At 51.9% G+C, this 19816-nt stretch carries 15 protein-coding genes; 4 read left to right on the forward strand and 11 right to left on the reverse strand.

The features are described 5' to 3' along the window. Positions 1-20 precede the first annotated feature (20 nt). The 7 genes from C3708_RS05465 to C3708_RS05495 form a co-directional block, all read right to left on the reverse strand. Positions 21-2285, reverse strand: coding sequence for a ComEC family protein (locus tag C3708_RS05465; protein WP_103948714.1), 2265 nt, complete (start codon positions 2283-2285; stop codon positions 21-23). 214 nt (positions 2286-2499) lie between these two features. Further along, on the reverse strand, positions 2500-2787 hold the full coding sequence (gene ihfB / locus C3708_RS05470) for an integration host factor subunit beta (RefSeq protein ID WP_012016828.1): 288 nt from the start codon (positions 2785-2787) through the stop codon (positions 2500-2502). Positions 2788-3026: 239 nt separating this feature from the next. Continuing rightward, on the reverse strand, positions 3027-4700 hold the full coding sequence (rpsA, locus tag C3708_RS05475) for a 30S ribosomal protein S1 (protein ID WP_095281441.1): 1674 nt from the start codon (positions 4698-4700) through the stop codon (positions 3027-3029). A gap of 108 nt (positions 4701-4808) precedes the next feature. Further along, the gene (gene cmk / locus C3708_RS05480) at positions 4809-5492 is read right to left on the reverse strand and encodes a (d)CMP kinase (protein ID WP_103946881.1); all 684 of its coding nucleotides are present in this window, start codon (positions 5490-5492) and stop codon (positions 4809-4811) included. A 184-nt stretch (positions 5493-5676) separates the two neighbouring features. Then, on the reverse strand, positions 5677-6960 hold the full coding sequence (gene aroA / locus C3708_RS05485; RefSeq protein ID WP_103946882.1) for a 3-phosphoshikimate 1-carboxyvinyltransferase: 1284 nt from the start codon (positions 6958-6960) through the stop codon (positions 5677-5679). 70 nt (positions 6961-7030) lie between these two features. Then, positions 7031-8119 (reverse strand): 3-phosphoserine/phosphohydroxythreonine transaminase, encoded by a 1089-nt coding sequence (gene serC, locus C3708_RS05490; protein WP_103948715.1) that lies wholly within the window; start codon positions 8117-8119, stop codon positions 7031-7033. Positions 8120-8281: 162 nt separating this feature from the next. Beyond that, entirely contained in the window at positions 8282-8974 is a 693-nt protein-coding gene (locus C3708_RS05495) for a DUF421 domain-containing protein (protein WP_095281437.1), read from the reverse strand. Between the two features lie 138 nt (positions 8975-9112). Here C3708_RS05495 and ycaO point away from each other — a divergent pair, with 138 nt between their 5' ends. The 4 genes from ycaO to pflA all read left to right on the forward strand — a co-directional run bounded on the left by ycaO (position 9113) and on the right by pflA (position 15414). Then, positions 9113-10873, forward strand: a complete 1761-nt coding sequence (ycaO, locus tag C3708_RS05500) for a 30S ribosomal protein S12 methylthiotransferase accessory factor YcaO (protein WP_103948716.1) — start codon at positions 9113-9115, stop codon at positions 10871-10873. Positions 10874-11279: 406 nt separating this feature from the next. Next, positions 11280-12137, forward strand: a complete 858-nt coding sequence (gene focA, locus C3708_RS05505; RefSeq protein WP_133159644.1) for a formate transporter FocA — start codon at positions 11280-11282, stop codon at positions 12135-12137. Between the two features lie 49 nt (positions 12138-12186). Beyond that, on the forward strand, positions 12187-14469 hold the full coding sequence (pflB, locus tag C3708_RS05510) for a formate C-acetyltransferase (protein WP_095281434.1): 2283 nt from the start codon (positions 12187-12189) through the stop codon (positions 14467-14469). Positions 14470-14673: 204 nt separating this feature from the next. After that, a complete protein-coding gene (gene pflA, locus C3708_RS05515; RefSeq protein ID WP_095281433.1) occupies positions 14674-15414 on the forward strand; it encodes a pyruvate formate lyase 1-activating protein in 741 nt (246 codons plus the stop codon). A 48-nt stretch (positions 15415-15462) separates the two neighbouring features. Here pflA and C3708_RS05520 read toward each other — a convergent pair. The 4 genes from C3708_RS05520 to C3708_RS05535 all read right to left on the reverse strand — a co-directional run bounded on the left by C3708_RS05520 (position 15463) and on the right by C3708_RS05535 (position 19807). Further along, positions 15463-16826, reverse strand: a protein-coding gene (locus C3708_RS05520; protein WP_103948717.1) for an IS3 family transposase whose coding sequence is annotated in 2 segments (ribosomal slippage) — positions 15463-16349 and positions 16349-16826 — 1365 coding nt in all. Because the reading frame shifts where the segments join, the coding sequence is not laid out codon by codon here. 76 nt (positions 16827-16902) lie between these two features. After that, the gene (locus C3708_RS05525; protein ID WP_095281432.1) at positions 16903-18051 is read right to left on the reverse strand and encodes an MFS transporter; all 1149 of its coding nucleotides are present in this window, start codon (positions 18049-18051) and stop codon (positions 16903-16905) included. A 273-nt stretch (positions 18052-18324) separates the two neighbouring features. Continuing rightward, positions 18325-19188: a dimethyl sulfoxide reductase anchor subunit family protein gene (locus C3708_RS05530; RefSeq protein ID WP_095281431.1), complete on the reverse strand. Its 864-nt coding sequence runs from the start codon at positions 19186-19188 to the stop codon at positions 18325-18327. A gap of 1 nt (position 19189) precedes the next feature. Beyond that, entirely contained in the window at positions 19190-19807 is a 618-nt protein-coding gene (locus C3708_RS05535; protein ID WP_095281430.1) for a DMSO/selenate family reductase complex B subunit, read from the reverse strand. Positions 19808-19816: the final 9 nt, after the last annotated feature.

Genomic DNA, 19816 nt, shown 5'->3' on the forward strand with positions numbered 1-19816 from the left:
TGTTGAAATAGCCGCATATTCTACCCGTTATCTACGGGCGCGCCAAACCACTGATGATACCAACGAGGTAAAATTTGATCTCGTAAGCGCAGGATTTGCCAGCCATGTGGCGAAAAACGTACCGAGATTTGTCCCGATTGCGGTGTATCGAACCAAGAATAGCCCTCCTTTTTATAGCGTCTGCTCACTTTTATGGACGGGAAATGCCATGCGTTGTAACGCGCCGCTGAGGCCAAAGCGATCTTCCCTTCAACACGCTGTACCAACGCCTGCGATGATGAGGTGTTACTCCCATGATGCGGCACCTGGATAAGTGTAGACGTTAGCGCCTGCCAGTGATGACTTAACATCAACTGCTCTGCCTTCGCCTCAATATCACCGGTGAGTAGCACGCTGAACTCGCCATCGTCGATTTTCACTACGCAGGAATGGTTATTCCCCTGAGCCTGATACTCTTTTGGCGGCCAGTGGACCGTGAAGGTCAATCCCTGCCACTGCCAGCGCTGACCGCGAAAACAGGGCTGATGCCCTGCCCATCCTAACGGGCTTTTTATCCACATTTTTGGCCACGTATCCTGTAACGAGGTAAGCCCGCCAATATGATCCCTATGTTCATGGCTGATAATGACCCCTTCCGGTGTCAGATGATGCCAGCGCAGCCAGGGAATAATGTGCTGCTTTGCGCTGTCACCGCCAGGCCAGGCAAGCCCGGTATCGTACATAATGACTTTTCCGTGGCGCTCAATAGCCATTGCCAGCCCCTGGCCAATGTCCAGCATGTGCAGCGTCCAGCCTTCGGTTTTGAGAGGATGCCATAAGGGAAATGTCAGCAATACGCTACCCGCGATACACACAGCGGGAATCGACTTCCAGGCGCGTAAACGCCAGGCAATAATCGCAAACCAGGGAAGACAGGTCACGAGCTGCCAGCGCTCATCAATATCCATCCACCCATCCGGTAGTTCTTTTAAAAGCCAAAAGAGCACTTCCAGTGATTTATCAGCCAGAAACCAGACCTTCGCTTCCAGTAATGTCAGTTCACTCAGATGCAACAGCATGCCAGCCAGGATCAGCGGTACGGAGATAAACGTGACAAGCGGTACCGCAAAGAGATTGGCGACCAGAGACGAGATGCTCATGCCGTGAAAAATGCTGACCTGTAGCGGCAAGAGCAAAAACAGCATCCCTACCTGCAAATGCAGCAGCGCCACCAGCGGTTTGATCCAACGGGGAACAGGCCACTGAGGCAATGGCAGCCACTGATACCAGAAAATCAGCGTGGCAACGGCGAATGCCGACAAGGCCAGGCTTTGCGACAGTACCGCCAGAGGATCAACAACCAGAATAGACGCGACGCAACACAACCACACTTGCCAGGGCGACCACTGCCGCCCACTCAGGCGCAGCGACGCGAGTGCCGCAAGAGAGACCACGGTTCGTAATGCGGGAGGTTGCATCCCTGTAAGCCAGGCGTAAAACGCCGCAAAACAGACTCCTGCCAATAGCGGTACACGCCAACCAATGCAGTCAGTCGGAAGTAAAAATTGAATCCCCCTAACGATGAGCCAAACGATCGACGCCGCGAGAGCAATATGCAAACCTGAAATCGCCATCAGGTGCAATGTGCCGGTTTCACGCATCAGCTTTTTGACCTCTTGCGTGACCGCCAACCGTTCCCCCATCCCCAGTCCGAGAATAACGGTTCCCCACGTGTATTGGGTGAGCGTCGTGGTCAGTGAAGAAAGATATTGCGCCCGCAAACCACAGCTTGCGTCTAACACTTCCGCATGGGTAAACCGTCCGGTCAACGGCTGATGTGAGGCCAGCGCATAACGCTGAGAATCAAAACCGCCATCGTTGAGCTCACCATGAATCGCCCTAAGACGCAGTAACATTGTCCAGCGCTGTCCAGGACACACTGTCTGCGGCAGATATTGACCGTAAAGCGTTACGCCGGTGGTCGAATACCAGGGTTTCCCATTTAGCCTTACAATTTTACCCTGATGGGTAGTTGCCCCATCGGTGGCTGTGATAAGTATTTCTGCTTGCTGCGGCGTGTTCGTCAGATTTTGCATGGGCCAGGTGGATTCCAGGGCGGCTAATACACCCCATGCAAAGAACACCAGCCATAGGCCCGCATAACGTAAGCAAAGAAGTCTTTGTAATCCAAGTAGAACGCCAACCGCTATGCACATCCAGACCGTTGACAGATTTGGTAACGAAGGCAGCCATACCAACGGTAAAATGGCCGTGATAAGACATGCACTGATTGCAGGTAATCCCATATACACCTCCCTGTTCTAAGAGAGTGTGCAGCGGGAATATTAGGGAGTCAGCCAGGAAAAAGTGAGTTTACGGCCACTGCTGGAGAGAATGTGCCAGCTTGCTGCAACTGAAATGATGAAATGCAGCGCCGCTTCAGCTTTCTGAATTCAATGTATAAAAAAAGCACCCGAAGGTGCTTTTTTTAGATAACCCAGTTTCGCCCGTAGGCTGAACTCAGTTTCCGTAAATGTTGGCGCGATCGCGCAGTTCTTTACCCGGCTTAAAGTGCGGAACGTATTTGCCTTCCAGGTCAACTTTATCGCCAGTCTTCGGGTTACGCCCGGTTCGTGGTGCACGATAATGCAGAGAGAAACTACCGAAACCGCGGATTTCAATGCGCTCGCCCTGTGCAAGAGTCGAGGCCATATGCTCTAGCATCTCTTTCACTGCATCTTCCACTGCTTTTGCTGGGATGTGCGATTGTTGGCTGGCAAGTCTTTCAATCAATTCTGACTTGGTCATGATTCCTCCGGTTCCTTCAAACCAATTAGCTGAACAGCTTATTAAACAAGGGCGGCCGTAGCCGCCCTTTGTTATTGATTACAGAACGAATCCTGCAATCTGTCAAGTCTGCTCGTCATCCTTCGAGCGGTCACTACGTTAACTTCGCCTCTTCACCCCAGTCACTGACTTAAGTCGGCTCCTGGGGATTCACAGGCTCGTTGCCTTGTTACCGTTCAAATGATGTAGAGCACTTGAAATTACTCGCCTTTAGCTGCTTTGAAAGCTTCAGCCATTGCGTTGTTAGAGAAACCTGCATCTTCCTGTTTGTTAACAGTTGCGATTGCATCTTTCTCATCAGCTTCGTCTTTAGCACGAACAGACAGGCTGATTGCACGGTTCTTACGGTCAACACCGGTGAATTTAGCTTCAACGTCGTCGCCAACGCTCAGAACCAGAGTTGCATCTTCAACGCGGTCACGTGAAGCTTCAGAAGCGCGCAGGTAACCTTCAACGCCGTCAGCCAGTTCTACGGTTGCGCCTTTAGCGTCAACTGCAGTCACTTTACCGTTTACGATTGCGCCTTTCTTGTTCAGTGCAACCCAGTTGTTGAACGGATCTTCTGCGAGCTGTTTAACGCCCAGGGAGATACGTTCACGTTCTGCGTCAACCTGCAGAACAACTGCAGCGATTTCGTCGCCTTTTTTGTATTCACGTACTGCTTCTTCGCCTGTAACGTTCCAGGAGATGTCAGACAGGTGAACCAGGCCATCGATGCCGCCGTCCAGGCCGATGAAGATACCGAAGTCAGTGATAGACTTGATTTTACCTTCAACACGGTCGCCCTTGTTATGGGTTTCCGCGAACTGCTGCCATGGGTTGTTTTTGCACTGCTTCAGGCCCAGGGAGATACGACGACGTTCTTCGTCGATATCCAGAACCATCACTTCCACTACATCACCAACGTTAACAACTTTGGATGGGTGGATGTTTTTGTTGGTCCAGTCCATTTCGGAAACGTGCACCAGGCCTTCAACGCCTTCTTCGATTTCAACGAAGCAGCCGTAGTCGGTCAGGTTGGTCACGCGGCCAGTCAGACGAGTACCTTCTGGGTAACGCTTAGCGATAGCGACCCATGGATCTTCGCCCAGCTGTTTCAGGCCCAGGGATACACGAGTACGCTCGCGGTCGAACTTCAGCACTTTAACAGTGATTTCGTCGCCAACGTTCACGATTTCGCTTGGGTGTTTAACGCGTTTCCACGCCATGTCGGTGATGTGCAGCAGGCCATCAACGCCACCCAGATCAACGAATGCACCGTAGTCAGTGAGGTTCTTAACGATACCTTTAACTTCCATGCCTTCCTGGAGGTTTTCCAGCAGCTGATCGCGTTCTGCGCTGTTCTCAGATTCGATAACGGCACGACGAGAAACAACAACGTTGTTACGCTTCTGGTCAAGCTTGATAACTTTGAACTCAAGCTCTTTGCCTTCGAGGTGCAGAGTGTCGCGAACCGGACGAACGTCTACCAGAGAACCTGGCAGGAACGCGCGAATACCGTTCAGCTCAACAGTGAAGCCACCTTTAACTTTGCCGTTGATAACACCGACTACAGTTTCAGCTTCTTCGTAAGCTTTTTCCAGCGTGATCCAAGCTTCGTGACGTTTAGCTTTCTCACGGGACAGCAGAGTTTCACCGAAGCCGTCTTCTACTGCATCCAGTGCAACGTCAACTTCGTCACCAACCTGGATTTCCAGTTCGCCCTGGGCGTTTTTGAACTGCTCTGCCGGAATGGCAGACTCAGATTTCAGACCGGCGTCAACCAGTACGATATCTTTGTCGATAGCAACAACAACACCACGAACGATGGAACCCGGACGGGTTTCGATTGTTTTTAAGGATTCTTCAAATAGTTGAGCAAAAGATTCAGTCATGTTTAATCTTCAGGTTAATATAACGTCCACCTGGCTCCATGCCGGATGGGGTTGTTTCACATACCCACCGTCAATCCATTGCAGCGGGGTACTTCAAATCTGTCGCGGTTAAGCGAGTGCCAATTTCTGGCGCGCGTATTGTAACGCTTTTTCAATCACTTGCTCAATAGTTAATCGGGTAGAATCGAGCACTAAAGCATCGTCTGCCGGAACAAGTGGAGCTACAGCACGATTACGATCACGGTCATCGCGCTCTTTTATCTCGGATAAAAGGCGATCAAAGTTAACACTAAAGCCTTTTTCCTGCAACTGAAGCATACGACGTTGTGCGCGTTCTTCGGAGGAGGCGTCAAGGAAAATTTTCACTGGCGCGTCAGGAAACACCACGGTTCCCATATCACGACCGTCCGCAATCAGACCTGGTGCGTCACGGAACGCGCGCTGACGACGTAATAATGCTTCACGAACGCGCGGGAACGCAGCCACCTGAGAGGCAGCATTCGCGACTTCCTGGGTGCGGATTTCACCGCTCACGTCTTCCCCTTCAAGAATGACTTCCAGGTTGCCATTAGTCGAGACGAAGCGGACATCAAGATGCGCAGCCAATGGAACCAGCGCCTCTTCGGAAGCCACATCCACATGATGATGAAGCGCCGCTAACGCCAGTACGCGATAGATTGCTCCCGAGTCTAAAAGATGCCATTGCAAGGCTTCCGCCATCGCTTTACACAGAGTCCCTTTCCCTGCGCCACTTGGCCCATCAATCGTGATTACCGGGGCAACTGCCGTCATCTTTCTCTCCTTCATTAAGGCATACCGTCAACATGAACGCCGCGCATTATACGCGCCAAAGTGCGCAACTGTTATCTTTGCGTGCAAATTACGGAATTAATGAAGCAGAGTGTAGAAGAAATGGGCGGGAACAACGTCAGGAAGCGTAAGTAAATGCCGCACCCGTTGATGCGGCAGGGTTTTATCATGCGAGCGTACTGATGCGCGCCAGCTGTTCGAAATAATCCGGGAAGGTTTTCGCGGTGCATTTCGGGTCAAGAATGGTCACAGGCGTATCAGACAGCGCCACCAGCGAGAAACACATCGCCATGCGGTGATCGTTGTACGTGCCAATTTCAGCAACCTGCAATTTGGCCGGCGGTGTCACGCGAATGTAGTCTTCGCCCTCTTCCACTTCGGCGCCCACTTTGCGCAGTTCCGTTGCCATCGCAAACAGGCGATCGGTCTCTTTCACGCGCCAGTTGTAGATATTGCGCAGCGTAGTGGTGCCTTTGGCAAACAGCGCTGCCGTGGCAATAGTCATCGCCGCATCAGGGATATGGTTCATGTCCATATCGATGGCATTCAGTTCACCGTGTGTGCAGGAGATGAAATCGTCTCCCCAGGTGATAACTGCGCCCATTTTTTCCAGTACGTCAGCAAAACGAATATCGCCCTGAACGCTGTTACGGCCGATACCGGTGACTTTAACGGTACCGCCTTTAATTGCACCCGCGGCAAGGAAGTAAGATGCAGATGACGCATCCCCTTCGACAAGATAGTTGCCCGGCGACTGATATTGCTGACCACCGCGTACCACAAAGCGCTGGTACGCCTGGTTTTCAACCTCAACGCCAAACGTCTTCATCAGGTGCAGCGTGATATCAATATAAGGTTTAGAAACCAGCTCGCCTTTGATGGTGATAACCGTATCCTGCGGAGCCAGCGGCGCCGTCATCAGCAGCGCCGTCAGGAACTGGCTGGAAACGCTGCCATCGACAGCCACTTCACCGCCGGTAAATCCACCGCGAAGACGCAGTGGCGGATAGTTTTCTTGCTCCAGATAATCAATCTGCGCACCGCCCTGACGCAGGGCATCCACCAGATGACCGATCGGGCGCTCTTTCATGCGTGGCTCGCCGGTTAGCACAATATTGTTGCTGCCAAGACACAGTGCAGCCGCCAGTGGGCGCATTGCCGTCCCCGCGTTGCCGAGAAACAGTTCAAGCTCTTCAGCGGATTGTAGCGCTCCGCCATTTCCCGACACTTCACAACGCGTACGATCGGCTGAGAGAGTGTACTGAACGCCTAAAGCTTTCAGCGCATTCAGCATGTGGCGAACGTCATCGCTATCCAACAGATTAGTAAGGACAGTGGTGCCGTTTGCCAGCGCAGCCAGCAGCAGTGCGCGGTTGGAGACACTTTTTGAACCAGGCAAATTGATGGTGCCATCGACACGCGCGATAGGTTGTAACGTCAGGGATTCCATGAAAACTTAACTCTCAAATCAACATAATAAAAACCCCGAAGCCGGGCTACGGGGGTGAAAAATCGCACTATTAACCGTGGCGACGTTCGAAGTCGACCATAAAATCAGTCAGCGCTTTGACGCCTTCCAGCGGCATTGCATTATAGATAGAAGCACGCATACCGCCGACAACGCGGTGGCCTTTCAGCGCGTGCAGGCCCGCAGTGAAGGACTCTTCGAGGAACAGTTTGTCGAGATTGCTGTCTGCCAGCTGGAACGGCACGTTCATGCGTGAACGGTTCGCTTTGGCTACGTCGTTGCGATAGAAATCGCTGCCGTCAATCACGCTATACAGCAGGGTTGATTTCTGCTGGTTGATCTTGTCCATCTGCGCTACACCGCCATTTTTCTTCAGCCATTTAAAGACCAGACCAGAAAGATACCAGGCGAAAGTCGGCGGGGTGTTGAACATGGAGTCGTTATCGTTCAGGACTGTGTAGTCCAGAATCGACGGACAGGCCTGGTGCGCTTTGCCCAGCAGATCGTCGCGGACAATTACCAGCGTCAGCCCGGCCGGGCCGATGTTTTTCTGCGCACCAGCATAAATCACGCCGTAGCGGCTGACATCCAGCGGGCCAGAGAGAATAGTCGAAGAGAGATCGGCGGTCACCACCACGTTGTCGCCAAAGTTCGGCTCTTCGTGAATGGCGATCCCGTCGATGGTTTCGTTCGGGCAGTAATGAAGGTACGCTGCATTGTCTGACAGCTGCCATTCATTCATCGGTGTGACGCCACGCAGGCCATCGACGGTAATTTTCGCGTCAATGACATTCGGGGTGCAGTATTTTTTGGCTTCTTTTACCGCACTGGCCGCCCAGTAACCGGCATCCACGTAATCTGCAGTCGTTTTATCGCCCAGCAAGTTCAGCGGGATACCCGCAAACTGACCGCGCCCACCGCCGTGACAGAACAATACTTTGTAGTTCGAGGGGATATTCAGCAGATCGCGAAAATCCGTTTCTGCCTCTTCGGCGACCTGGATAAACTCTTTTCCACGGTGGCTGATTTCCATCACCGACGTCCCAAGACCCTGCCAGTCGCAAAGCTCTTGTTGAGCTTGTTTAAGCACATCCGCCGGTAGCATTGCCGGACCTGAACTGAAATTAAAGACCTGAGCCATTTACCCTCACCACGCTTAAATTCATAAGTTATAACTGTGGATATCGGTTTTATCATTCAGTGACACGCGCCGCAATGTCTAAAACTGAGACCTAAGAAAATGTGTCCCCGCTCACACAAAACATTCTGCCAGCGCGTTGTCACAAAACCGACAAATTGGCTGTCAGGTGATGCGTTTTGCCCGGCTCACCTTAGTCCATACTGGATTCGCGCAGCGAGGACAGAGTTGATGATCGCCTGGCTGCATCGCGATCACATGGCTACAGCGTCGACAGGCGTACTGCCCCGCTTCGGGAACGGTGGTAAATCGCTCAACGTATTCATCAGGCAAAATACACAGACCGGGCTTTACGTCGGCATCATCGTAGTAATACACGCTGATCTGGCCGTTGGTTTCCATGATCGCCAGTCGCACCTGCCCCAGCTGCTCCACGCTGTTTAAGCGCAGCTCCATAAAAAACTCAAATTCGGTCATGTTGGCACTGCGGACTTTCTCCCAGGCCAACTGACCTTGTTCGACGATCACCACCGGTTTCCCTTCCAGCAGATCCTCGATTTTTTCACTTTTCGACATCAGCCACATCACCAGGCGATACAGCAATCCCAGGGTGACAAACACGATCAGCACCGGAATCATCGGCACGTCATCATAAAAGGCCACGTCACCCGCCGCTGAACCGAGGGTGAGGATGATCAGCACCTCAAACAGCGACATCTGGCGCACGCCGCGCCGTCCGGTGATTTTGAGAAACAGAAAGACCAGAATAAAGGTGTAGAGACTGCGCAACGCCACTTCGCCTAAAAACTCCATCGGTACTTTATCTAATGCCATCCGGTGAAGATCGAACGCTTTCATTTTTATTCGCCTTAACAGTAAGTTACTGCTGTTAAGCATAGCTGAGTCTTTTATTTTCGCCGTTGTCCTCGCGAAGATAGCGCCTGTCACGCAAAACCCGTATCATTGCGCGCTTTACGTACGATAAAAGTGATCGCCATGACTCAAACATTTATCCCCGGCAAAGACGCCGCACTGGAAGATTCCATCGCTCGCTTCCAGCAAAAACTGACCGACCTGGGTTTTAACATCGAAGAAGCCTCCTGGCTTAACCCGGTTCCCCACGTCTGGTCCGTGCATATTCGCGACACCGACTGTGCGCTGTGCTTTACCAACGGTAAAGGCGCCACCAAAAAAGCGGCTCTCGCTTCTGCCCTGGGTGAGTATTTTGAGCGCCTGTCCACCAACTATTTCTTCGCCGATTTCTGGCTTGGCGATACCATCGCCAACGGCCCGTTCGTACACTACCCGAACGAAAAGTGGTTCCCGCTGACGGAAGATGACGAACTGCCAGAAGGCATTCTCGATGCACGCCTGCGTAAGTTCTACGACCCTGACAATGAACTGACCGCCGGGATGCTGGTGGATCTGCAGTCCGGCAACGACGAACGTGGTATTTGCGCCCTGCCGTTCACCCGCCAGTCTGACGATCAGACCGTCTATATTCCGATGAATATCGTCGGTAACCTGTACGTGTCTAACGGCATGTCCGCCGGAAACACCCGCAACGAAGCCCGTGTTCAGGGCCTGTCCGAGGTGTTTGAGCGTCATATTAAAAACCGTATTATTGCGGAGTCCATCAGCCTGCCGGAAATCCCGAGCGACGTGCTGGCCCGCTACCCGGGTGTAGTGGAATCCATCGCTAAACTCGAAGCAGAAGGTTTCCCAATCTTTGCTTACGACGGTTCTCTGGGCGGCAAATACCCGGTTATCTGCGTGGTGCTGTTCAACCCAGCGAACGGGACCTGCTTCGCCTCGTTTGGTGCGCACCCGGACTTCGGCGTGGCGCTGGAACGAACTGTGACCGAGTTACTTCAGGGCCGTAGCCTGAAAGATCTCGACGTCTTTACTCCACCGACCTTCGACGACGAAGAAGTGGGCGAGCATACCAACCTCGAAACCCACTTCATCGATTCCAGCGGTTTGATCTCCTGGGATATGTTCAAGCAGGACGCTGATTATCCGTTCGTTGACTGGAGTTTCTCTGGCACCACGGAAGAAGAGTTCGCGACGCTGATGGCTATCTTCAAAGCGGAAGATAAAGAAGTGTACATCGCGGATTACGAGCATCTGAGCGTCTACGCGTGCCGCATTATCGTGCCTGGCATGTCCGACATTTATCCGGCAGAAGATCTGTGGCTGGCGAACAACAGCATGGGTAGCCACCTGCGTGAAACGCTGCTGGCGCTGCCTGGCAGCGAGTGGGAAAAAGAAGATTATCTGAACCTGATCGCCCAACTGGACGACGAAGGCCACGACGATCTGACCCGTGTACGCGAACTGCTGGGCCTGGCAACCGGTAAAGATAACGGCTGGTACACCCTGCGTGTAGGCGAGCTGAAATCAATGCTGGCGCTGGCCGGTGGCGATCTGGATCAGGCCCTGGCCTGGACTGAATGGACCATCGAGTACAATCAGTCAGTATTCAGCCCAGAGCGTGCTAATTATTACCGCTGCCTGCAAACGCTGCTGCTGTTGTCTCAGGAAGAAGATCGCCAGCCGTTGCAATACCTCAATGCATTCGTGCGCATGTACGGTGCAGATGCCGTCGAAGCCGCAAGTGCAGCCCTGAGCGGTGAAGCACCATTCTACGGCCTGCAGGCTGTGGATAGTGATTTGAAAGCCTTCCCGGCGCATCAGTCACTGCTGAAGGCTTACGAGAAGCTGCAGCGCGCTAAGTCGGCATACTGGTCAAAATAAGCGCACATAACACTACAGACAGTAGGCGTACCGATCTGTCTGGGCTATATTACGGGGCAATTTCATTGCCCCGTTTTTTTATTTCTTTTGCAATGAATATTGCTTGTAATAATAAAGTTAAATGCAAGTAAATATAATTATGTTTACTTGGGCTTTACTGTTACTTTTTAGGGCAATTACTCCATTTTAATTAACTGCTTTGGGAGAGCTTCAAGGAAATAATTCAACTCTTTTCATAACTTTTAAAATTTATTTATATACGGATAATCAATAACTTACTCCGCATTTGTTGCAAAACCATGCGCTTTGCGGGCCTATAAGCCAGGCGAGATATGATCTATATCAATTTCTCTTCTATAATGCTTTGTTAGTATCTCGTCGCCGACTTAATAAAGAGAGAGTTAGTGTGAAAGCTGACAACCCTTTTGATCTAATACTCCCCGCTGCGATGGCCAAAGTTGCCGAAGAAGCGGGTGTCTATAAAGCAACGAAACACCCGATGACGACGTTCTATCTGGCGATCACCGCTGGTGTGTTCATCTCCATCGCCTTCGTCTTCTACATCACTGCTACCACCGGTACTGCTGCAATGCCTTTCGGTATTGCGAAACTGATTGGCGGTATCTGTTTCTCACTGGGCTTGATTCTGTGCGTCATTTGCGGCGCCGACCTCTTTACTTCAACGGTGCTTATCGTAGTGGCTAAAGCGAGCGGAAGAATCACCTGGGGTCAGCTGGCGCGCAACTGGATTAATGTCTACGTTGGCAACCTGATTGGCTGTTTGCTCTTTGTTCTGCTTATGTGGTTATCTGGCGAGTATATGACTGCCAACGGTGGCTGGGGATTGAATGTCCTGCAAACCGCTGACCACAAAATGCACCACACCTTTATCGAAGCCGTCGCTCTCGGCATCCTCGCAAACCTGATGGTCTGCCTGGCGGTCTGGATGAGCTACTCCGGACGCAGCCTGATGGACAAAGCCATGATTATGGTTCTGCCGGTTGCCATGTTCGTTGCCAGCGGCTTTGAGCACAGTATCGCAAACATGTTTATGATCCCGATGGGTATCGTAATCCGCAACTTTGCGAGCCCGGAGTTTTGGACTGCAGTCGGTTCAACCCCGGAAAGTTTCTCTCACCTGACTATTATGAACTTCATCACAGATAACCTGATCCCTGTCACTATTGGGAACATTATCGGTGGGGGTCTGCTGGTTGGGTTGACATACTGGGTCATTTACCTGCGTGGCGACAATCATCATTGATGGTTTCTCAGGCAGTAAAGAAAAATCCACTTAAGAAGGTAGGTATCACATGTCCGAGCTTAATGAAAAGTTAGCCACAGCCTGGGAAGGTTTTGCGAAGGGTGACTGGCAGAAAGAAGTCAACGTACGTGACTTCATTCAGAAAAACTATACCCCATATGAAGGTGACGAATCCTTCCTGGCTGGTGCTACTGATGCAACAACCAAGCTGTGGGACAATGTCATGGAAGGCGTTAAACTGGAAAACCGCACTCACGCGCCAGTTGATTTCGATACTTCCGTTGCCTCTACCATCACTTCTCACGACGCTGGCTACATCAACAAAGCGCTTGAGAAAATCGTTGGTCTGCAGACTGAAAAACCACTGAAACGTGCGATTATCCCGTTCGGTGGCATCAAAATGGTTGAAGGTTCCTGCAAAGCGTACGATCGCGAACTGGACCCAATGCTGAAAAAAATCTTCAGCGAATACCGCAAAACTCACAACCAGGGCGTTTTTGATGTTTACACCAAAGACATCCTGAACTGCCGTAAATCCGGTGTTCTGACCGGTCTGCCAGATGCGTATGGCCGTGGCCGTATCATCGGTGACTACCGTCGCGTTGCACTGTACGGTATCGACTTCCTGCTGAAAGACAAATACGCACAGTTCCTGTCACTGCAATCTGACCTGGAAAACGGCGTAAACCTGGAAGCGACTATCCGTCTGCGTGAAGAGATCTCTGAACAGCACCGTGCGCTGGGTCAGATCAAAGAGATGGCTGCTAAATATGGCTGCGATATCTCTGGTCCGGCTACCAACGCTCAGGAAGCTATCCAGTGGACTTACTTCGGCTACCTGGCTGCGGTTAAATCTCAGAACGGCGCAGCAATGTCCTTTGGTCGCGTATCCACCTTCCTGGATGCTTACATCGAACGTGACATCAAAGCAGGCAAAATTACCGAGCAAGACGCACAGGAAATGATTGACCACCTGGTCATGAAACTGCGTATGGTTCGCTTCCTGCGTACTCCAGAATACGATGAGCTGTTCTCCGGTGACCCAATCTGGGCAACTGAATCTATCGGCGGTATGGGCGTTGACGGCCGTACACTGGTAACCAAAAACAGCTTCCGTTTCCTGAACACCCTGTACACTATGGGCCCGTCTCCGGAACCGAACATCACTGTTCTGTGGTCAGAAAAACTGCCACTGAACTTCAAGAAATTCGCGGCTAAAGTCTCCATCGATACCTCTTCTCTGCAGTACGAGAACGATGATCTGATGCGTCCTGACTTCAACAACGACGACTACGCTATCGCTTGCTGCGTAAGCCCAATGGTTGTTGGTAAGCAAATGCAGTTCTTCGGTGCTCGCGCTAACCTCGCGAAAACCATGCTGTATGCAATCAACGGCGGCGTTGATGAAAAACTGAAAATCCAGGTTGGTCCTAAATCTGAACCAATCAAAGGCGACGTTCTGAAATTCGACGAAGTCATGGATCGTATGGATCACTTCATGGACTGGCTGGCTAAGCAGTATGTCACCGCCCTGAACATCATCCACTACATGCACGACAAGTACAGCTACGAAGCCTCTCTGATGGCTCTGCACGACCGTGACGTGGTTCGCACTATGGCATGTGGTATCGCAGGTCTGTCCGTTGCAGCTGACTCCCTGTCTGCAATCAAATATGCGAAAGTTAAACCAATTCGTGACGAAGATGGTCTGGCGACTGACTTCGAAATCGAAGGCGAATATCCGCAGTTTGGTAACAACGACTCTCGTGTAGATGACATGGCCGTTGACCTGGTTGAACGTTTCATGAAGAAAATTCAGAAACTGACTACCTACCGCAACGCTATCCCGACTCAGTCTGTTCTGACCATCACTTCTAACGTTGTGTACGGTAAGAAAACCGGTAACACCCCAGACGGTCGTCGCGCTGGCGCACCATTCGGTCCAGGTGCTAACCCAATGCACGGTCGTGACCAGAAAGGTGCTGTTGCCTCTCTGACTTCCGTTGCTAAACTGCCGTTTGCTTACGCGAAAGATGGTATCTCTTATACCTTCTCTATCGTTCCAAATGCGCTGGGTAAAGACGACGAAGTGCGTAAAACCAACCTGGCAGGTCTGATGGACGGTTACTTCCATCACGAATCTACCATCGAAGGTGGTCAGCACTTGAACGTGAACGTGATGAACCGTGAAATGCTGCTCGACGCGATGGAAAACCCGGAAAAATATCCGCAGTTGACCATCCGCGTATCTGGCTACGCAGTACGTTTTAACTCCCTGACTAAAGAACAGCAGCAGGACGTTATCACCCGTACTTTCACTCAATCCATCTAACTGGAATTGACTGAAATCACGCAGTAAAAAGCGTACAATAAAGGCTCCACATCAGTGGGGCCTTTTTAACACCTTCTCCAAACCAGTCTCTTTTGGCCGCTGTCTATATACTTAATGGATAACAGCCAAAACAGACTCGACATAGCCGATGAGCTATGCACATAAACAGGCCCCGGACGGGCCGAATCTGGAGATATCACCGCAATGTCAACTATTGGTCGCATTCACTCCTTTGAATCCTGTGGCACTGTCGATGGCCCAGGCATCCGCTTTATCACCTTCTTCCAGGGCTGCCTGATGCGCTGCCTGTACTGTCACAACCGCGACACCTGGGATACGCACGGCGGCAAAGAGGTCACCGTTGAAGAACTCATGAAAGAAGTGGTGACCTATCGCCACTTTATGAATGCGTCCGGCGGCGGCGTCACAGCGTCAGGCGGCGAAGCCATCCTGCAGGCCGAATTTGTCCGCGACTGGTTCCGCGCCTGTCGCAAAGAAGGCATCCACACCTGTCTCGATACCAACGGCTTTGTGCGTCGCTACGATCCGGTGATTGATGAACTGCTCGAAGTGACGGATCTGGTAATGCTCGATCTGAAACAGATGAACGATGAAATCCACCAGAACCTGGTCGGCGTGTCGAACCATCGTACACTTGAATTTTGCCGTTACCTGGCCAATAAAAATATCAACGTCTGGATCCGCTATGTGGTTGTTCCGGGCTGGTCAGACGATGACGACTCTGCGCATCGCCTCGGTGAATTTACCCGCGACATGGGCAACGTCGAGAAAATCGAGCTCCTGCCCTACCACGAGCTGGGCAAACACAAATGGGTGGCAATGGGCGAAGAGTACAAGCTTGACGGCGTGAAGCCACCGAAGAAAGAGACGATGGAACGTGTCAAAGGTATTCTCGAACAGTACGGTCACAAGGTGATGTACTAAACAAAAGCCCGGGCATTGGACTGACCCCATAAAGTTGGACAGTTCATGTTAAGCGGCTATCGGGGTCTGGGTTCGGTATTCTACCGGACTCAGGCCTTTTAATTTCAGGCTGATCCGCTCGTTGTTATAGTAATGGATATAGTCCTCTATCGCCTTCCTCAGTTCATTCAGATCGCTGAACCTGTTCAGGTAAAAACACTCCGATTTCAGTGTGCCGAAGAAGTTCTCCATCACCGCGTTATCCAGGCAGTTTCCCTTGCGCGACATGCTTTGTGTCATACCCCTCGCTTTTAACTTTGCCTGATAACCTGCCATTCGATATTGCCAGCCCTGATCCGTGTGCAGCAACGGTGCATCCTCCGGTTCGAGCACTGAGAACGCATCATGCAGCATCGTATTAACCATCTCCATCACCGGCCTTTCCGACAGGCTGTAGGAGATAATCTCCCGGTTAAACAGATCGAGAACCGGTGACAGGTACAGCTTTTTACCCTGCACCGAGAACTCGGTGACATCCGTGACCCATTTTTCGTTGGCTTTCGATGCACCGAAGTTCCGGCCCAGGATATTGGGTGCAGCCTTGCCCACTTCCCCTTTCCAGGCACGATATTTCTTCACCCTTATCAGAGAGCGGAGCGACAGCTCTGCCATCAGCCGCTGCACTTTTTTATGGTTTACCAACAACCCCAGTTTTCTCAGTGAGAGCGTGATCCTGCGGTAGCCATAACGCCCTTTGTGATAGTGGTAAATTTCTCTGATTTTGTCTTTCAGCCCGGCATGCCTGTCCACTCGCTTCAGCGCATTTATATTGTGATACCACGTACTGCGGGACATGCCCGCCGCACGCAGAAGATCACTAAGTGCATACTCCAGCCTTAGCTCACTGATTATTGCGGCTTTTCGCCGTTTTTCTCGCTTTGAACTAAGGCCTTCAGCTTTTTTAGATAGGCATTCTCTGCCCGCAGGTAACGAAGTTCAGCCCGCAACTCTTCGGGAGATAACTTATCCAGCGCAGCATCGGTAAGTGGAGGTGTTTTTTTGGGTTTTGTCATGTCCTTGCTCCGGCCAGGTTGTATGCTCAGAAGTCCTTTTTCACCTGCGTCTTTGTAGACATTCACCCAGTGCCGGACAACTGTTTCAGTGGAGATATTAAACCGTGCGGCAGCTTCGCGCATCGAAAGTTCTTCAGCGAGAACAGTGCGTACGACAGCAATGCGGAACGCCGGAGAATGGCGGTCATTTTTCCAGGTAATGCCATCAATGCCGTGGAGTTGCCATGCTCTTACCCAGCGTCGCACTGATGTTCTTTCAACACCAAAACGCTCAGCAGTACGATGTGTTCCATCTTTTCCGGCAAGGTAGTGATTGACTACAGCTAATCTGGTTTCGAGGGAATACTTTGGCTTTGCCATAAAAAAACTGCACCTTACTCAGTTGGGTGTCCAACTTTTGGGGTGCAGTCCAGCATCTGCACCGGGCTTTTTTGTATCAGGCGTGCGCCACTGGCGTTGGATGCTCGCCTGCTTTGCGCAGCAGCATCAGGAGATAGATAAACGACACGCTGGCGATCATGATAAACAGCAGATTGTCGGAATAGCTCTGCATCAGCATGGCAGTAAACGTCGGGCCCAGCAGGCTGCCGATGGTGTAGCTCAGTAGCAGAGCCTGATTCATCGCGACCAGTTGGTGGTGCTCGACTTTTTCACACGCCCAGGCCATCGCTACTGGATAAAGCGTAAAGCCCGCCGCACCAAGAATAAACAGCGCTGGTGCCATCGCCGCGCTGCCGAGCATCGCCAGACAACCCATGATTACCACAAAAACCTGCACGCGCAGCACCAGCAGGCGACCAAATTTGTCAGCCAGCTTACCAATAGGCCACTGGCCTACAATGCCCGCACTGACCATCACCGCCATCCAGAAGCCGATACTGGAATCACTGACGCCTTTATGGTTCAGATAAAGCGGCATTAAACCGTACAGGGAACCCAACACGATCCCGGAGATAATACAGCCGTTGATGCCAAGGCGCGCATGGCGCAGTCTGAGCATCGGCCAGACATGCGTCGCTTCCTGATGCTCACTGCTCTGGTTCACAATACGGGTAAACAGCAGCGGCAGAATCGCTGCCAGCACCATGCCCGTCACCCACGGCAGGACGCTCATTAAATCGGTCGGCAGTTTGCTGATCATCAACTGACCCAGCACCGTCCCCACGTAATAGACCATCATGTACGCCGCCAGCAGGCGACCACGATTGCGGGACGTGCCACTGCACATCAGCGCACTTTCCACTACCACCCAGATCATCGCGCAGCCAACGCCAGCGATAAAACGCCAGGTCATCCAGCTCCAGAACCCCATCATCACGCCCAGCCCAACACAACCGGCCGCAAAAATCAGTGAGGCCAGGTAATAGCTGCGGTTGAAACCAAAACGTTTGATTAATTTACCGGTCAGCAAAGTACCCAGCAGATTACCGGTAAAATAGGAGGAACTGACCATCCCCACCTGCCACGTCGGGAGGTTTTCATGGGCGAGCCAAAGCGGGACGAGGGTATTTAATACCGCTATCGCCAGGGTCAACAAAAGCAAGCCACAGAGCAAAAGCAGCACTGGGCGGGTATAGGTGGTCATGGGTAAAAACCGTGAGGAAGTAAAGATTTCGAGCGCATCATGCCACCGGCAAAAACAAAGTCAATCCATGCAGTTAGCGGCCTCGCACGATTTGTTCTCTGTCGATTTAAAAAATTCATCCTCCGTACGCATCCAATACAATACGTAATAATTATCTGATTGTTTTTATTCATCTCTGAGGCAAAGAAATACTCGCGTTCAGTAGAAAAATTTCATGATAGAAAATAAAAAAGCCGGAGCATTTGCCCCGGCTTAATATAACTAAAGGATCAATTAACTGGCGATTGCCATCCCTACTGTCATATGCAGACCGTAGAAGACGCCGCGACCAATCAGCTCCCCTGCCAGCACCAGCACAAAGGCCAGTGAAAGGAGTGGAACCGCAGGCTGATAACCTTTCACCTGCGGGATCACCCAGCAGGCCAGCGCCGCAACCAGCAGCCCGATACGCCAGGCCATCAGCGAACCGTAATCCGGTACCAGCGCAGAGGCTTGCTGAATAGAGCTATGGATAGCCGCCAGCTCGGCGCCCTGCATCAACGCCACCATCGCACTGATGACTAGCGCCAACAGCGAAACTGCAGGCAGCAGGCGCATCGCCCAACCATCGACGCCTGACACGCGCAGCAACAGGAAGCCTAAAAGCGGCCCACCAATAAACATAGTCAGGAAGAAGCTCATCGGCGTCCAGACACTGTACCAGGTTGGAACGGTATCGATGGTGTTGTAAACGCGCACCATCATCCAGACAAATACGACTCCGAGCACCATAGTCACAATTAGCCACACCCCGCGCAGCCCGGACGGTAGTTTCTTGAACGCTGCCAGCAGCCAGCCCAGGCCGCCGATAGCAAAGAAGATCGCTCCACTCGCAATTTCGTTACTGAGCGATGATGCACCGATACGGTTCAGGGAGTTGAACGCGCGCAGTGGCGATCCCAGGTGCAGGGTCGAGGCAATAAAGCCAATCCCCATCAGCACCCACAATCCAAACATGCTCAGGATCAGACGCTGTTGCTGCTCAGCGCGTAAATCCCCCTTGAGCAAAGCCAGCGCCAGGACGATAAACCCGCCCGCTACGCACTGTCCGAAGACGGTGAAAATCATTAACGGCCATTCATGCCATCCACTTCCCATCTCACACCTCCTTCGGATTAGCCAGATAGCCGGTGGTATCACCCGTCGGACGGCTATTGGCATTCGGTTTAATGACGATACTTGGCTTAGTGAAGTGCGCAGACGGCAGCGGCGCGACAGCTGCAAGCTGACCGTGTTTCTGACGCAGTTCTTCAATCGGACCAAAATCGAGTGCACGTAATGGGCAGGACTCTACACAGATCGGTTTTTTGCCATCCGCCACGCGCGAGTGGCAGCCGTCGCATTTGGTCATGTGACCTTTTGCGGCGTTATACTGTGGCGCGCCGTACGGGCAGGCCATATGGCAGTATCGACAGCCGATGCAGACATCCTCGTCCACCACCACAAAGCCATCTTCACGCTTATGCATCGCGCCGCTCGGGCAGACTTTGGTGCAGGCCGGATCTTCGCAGTGGTTACAGGCAATCGACAGGTAGTAAGCAAACACGTTCTGATTCCAGACGCCGTTGTCTTCCTGCCAGTCGCCACCCGCGTATTCGTAAATACGACGGAAGCTGACGTCCGGGGTTAAGTCTTTGTAATCTTTACAGGCCAGCTCGCAGGTTTTGCAACCGGTGCAACGACTGGAATCAATGAAAAATCCATACTGGGTAGTCATCGGTTACTC

It is taken from the genome of Lelliottia sp. 7254-16 (assembly GCF_002922995.1).
In the GTDB taxonomy this organism is placed as follows: domain Bacteria; phylum Pseudomonadota; class Gammaproteobacteria; order Enterobacterales; family Enterobacteriaceae; genus Enterobacter; species Enterobacter jeotgali.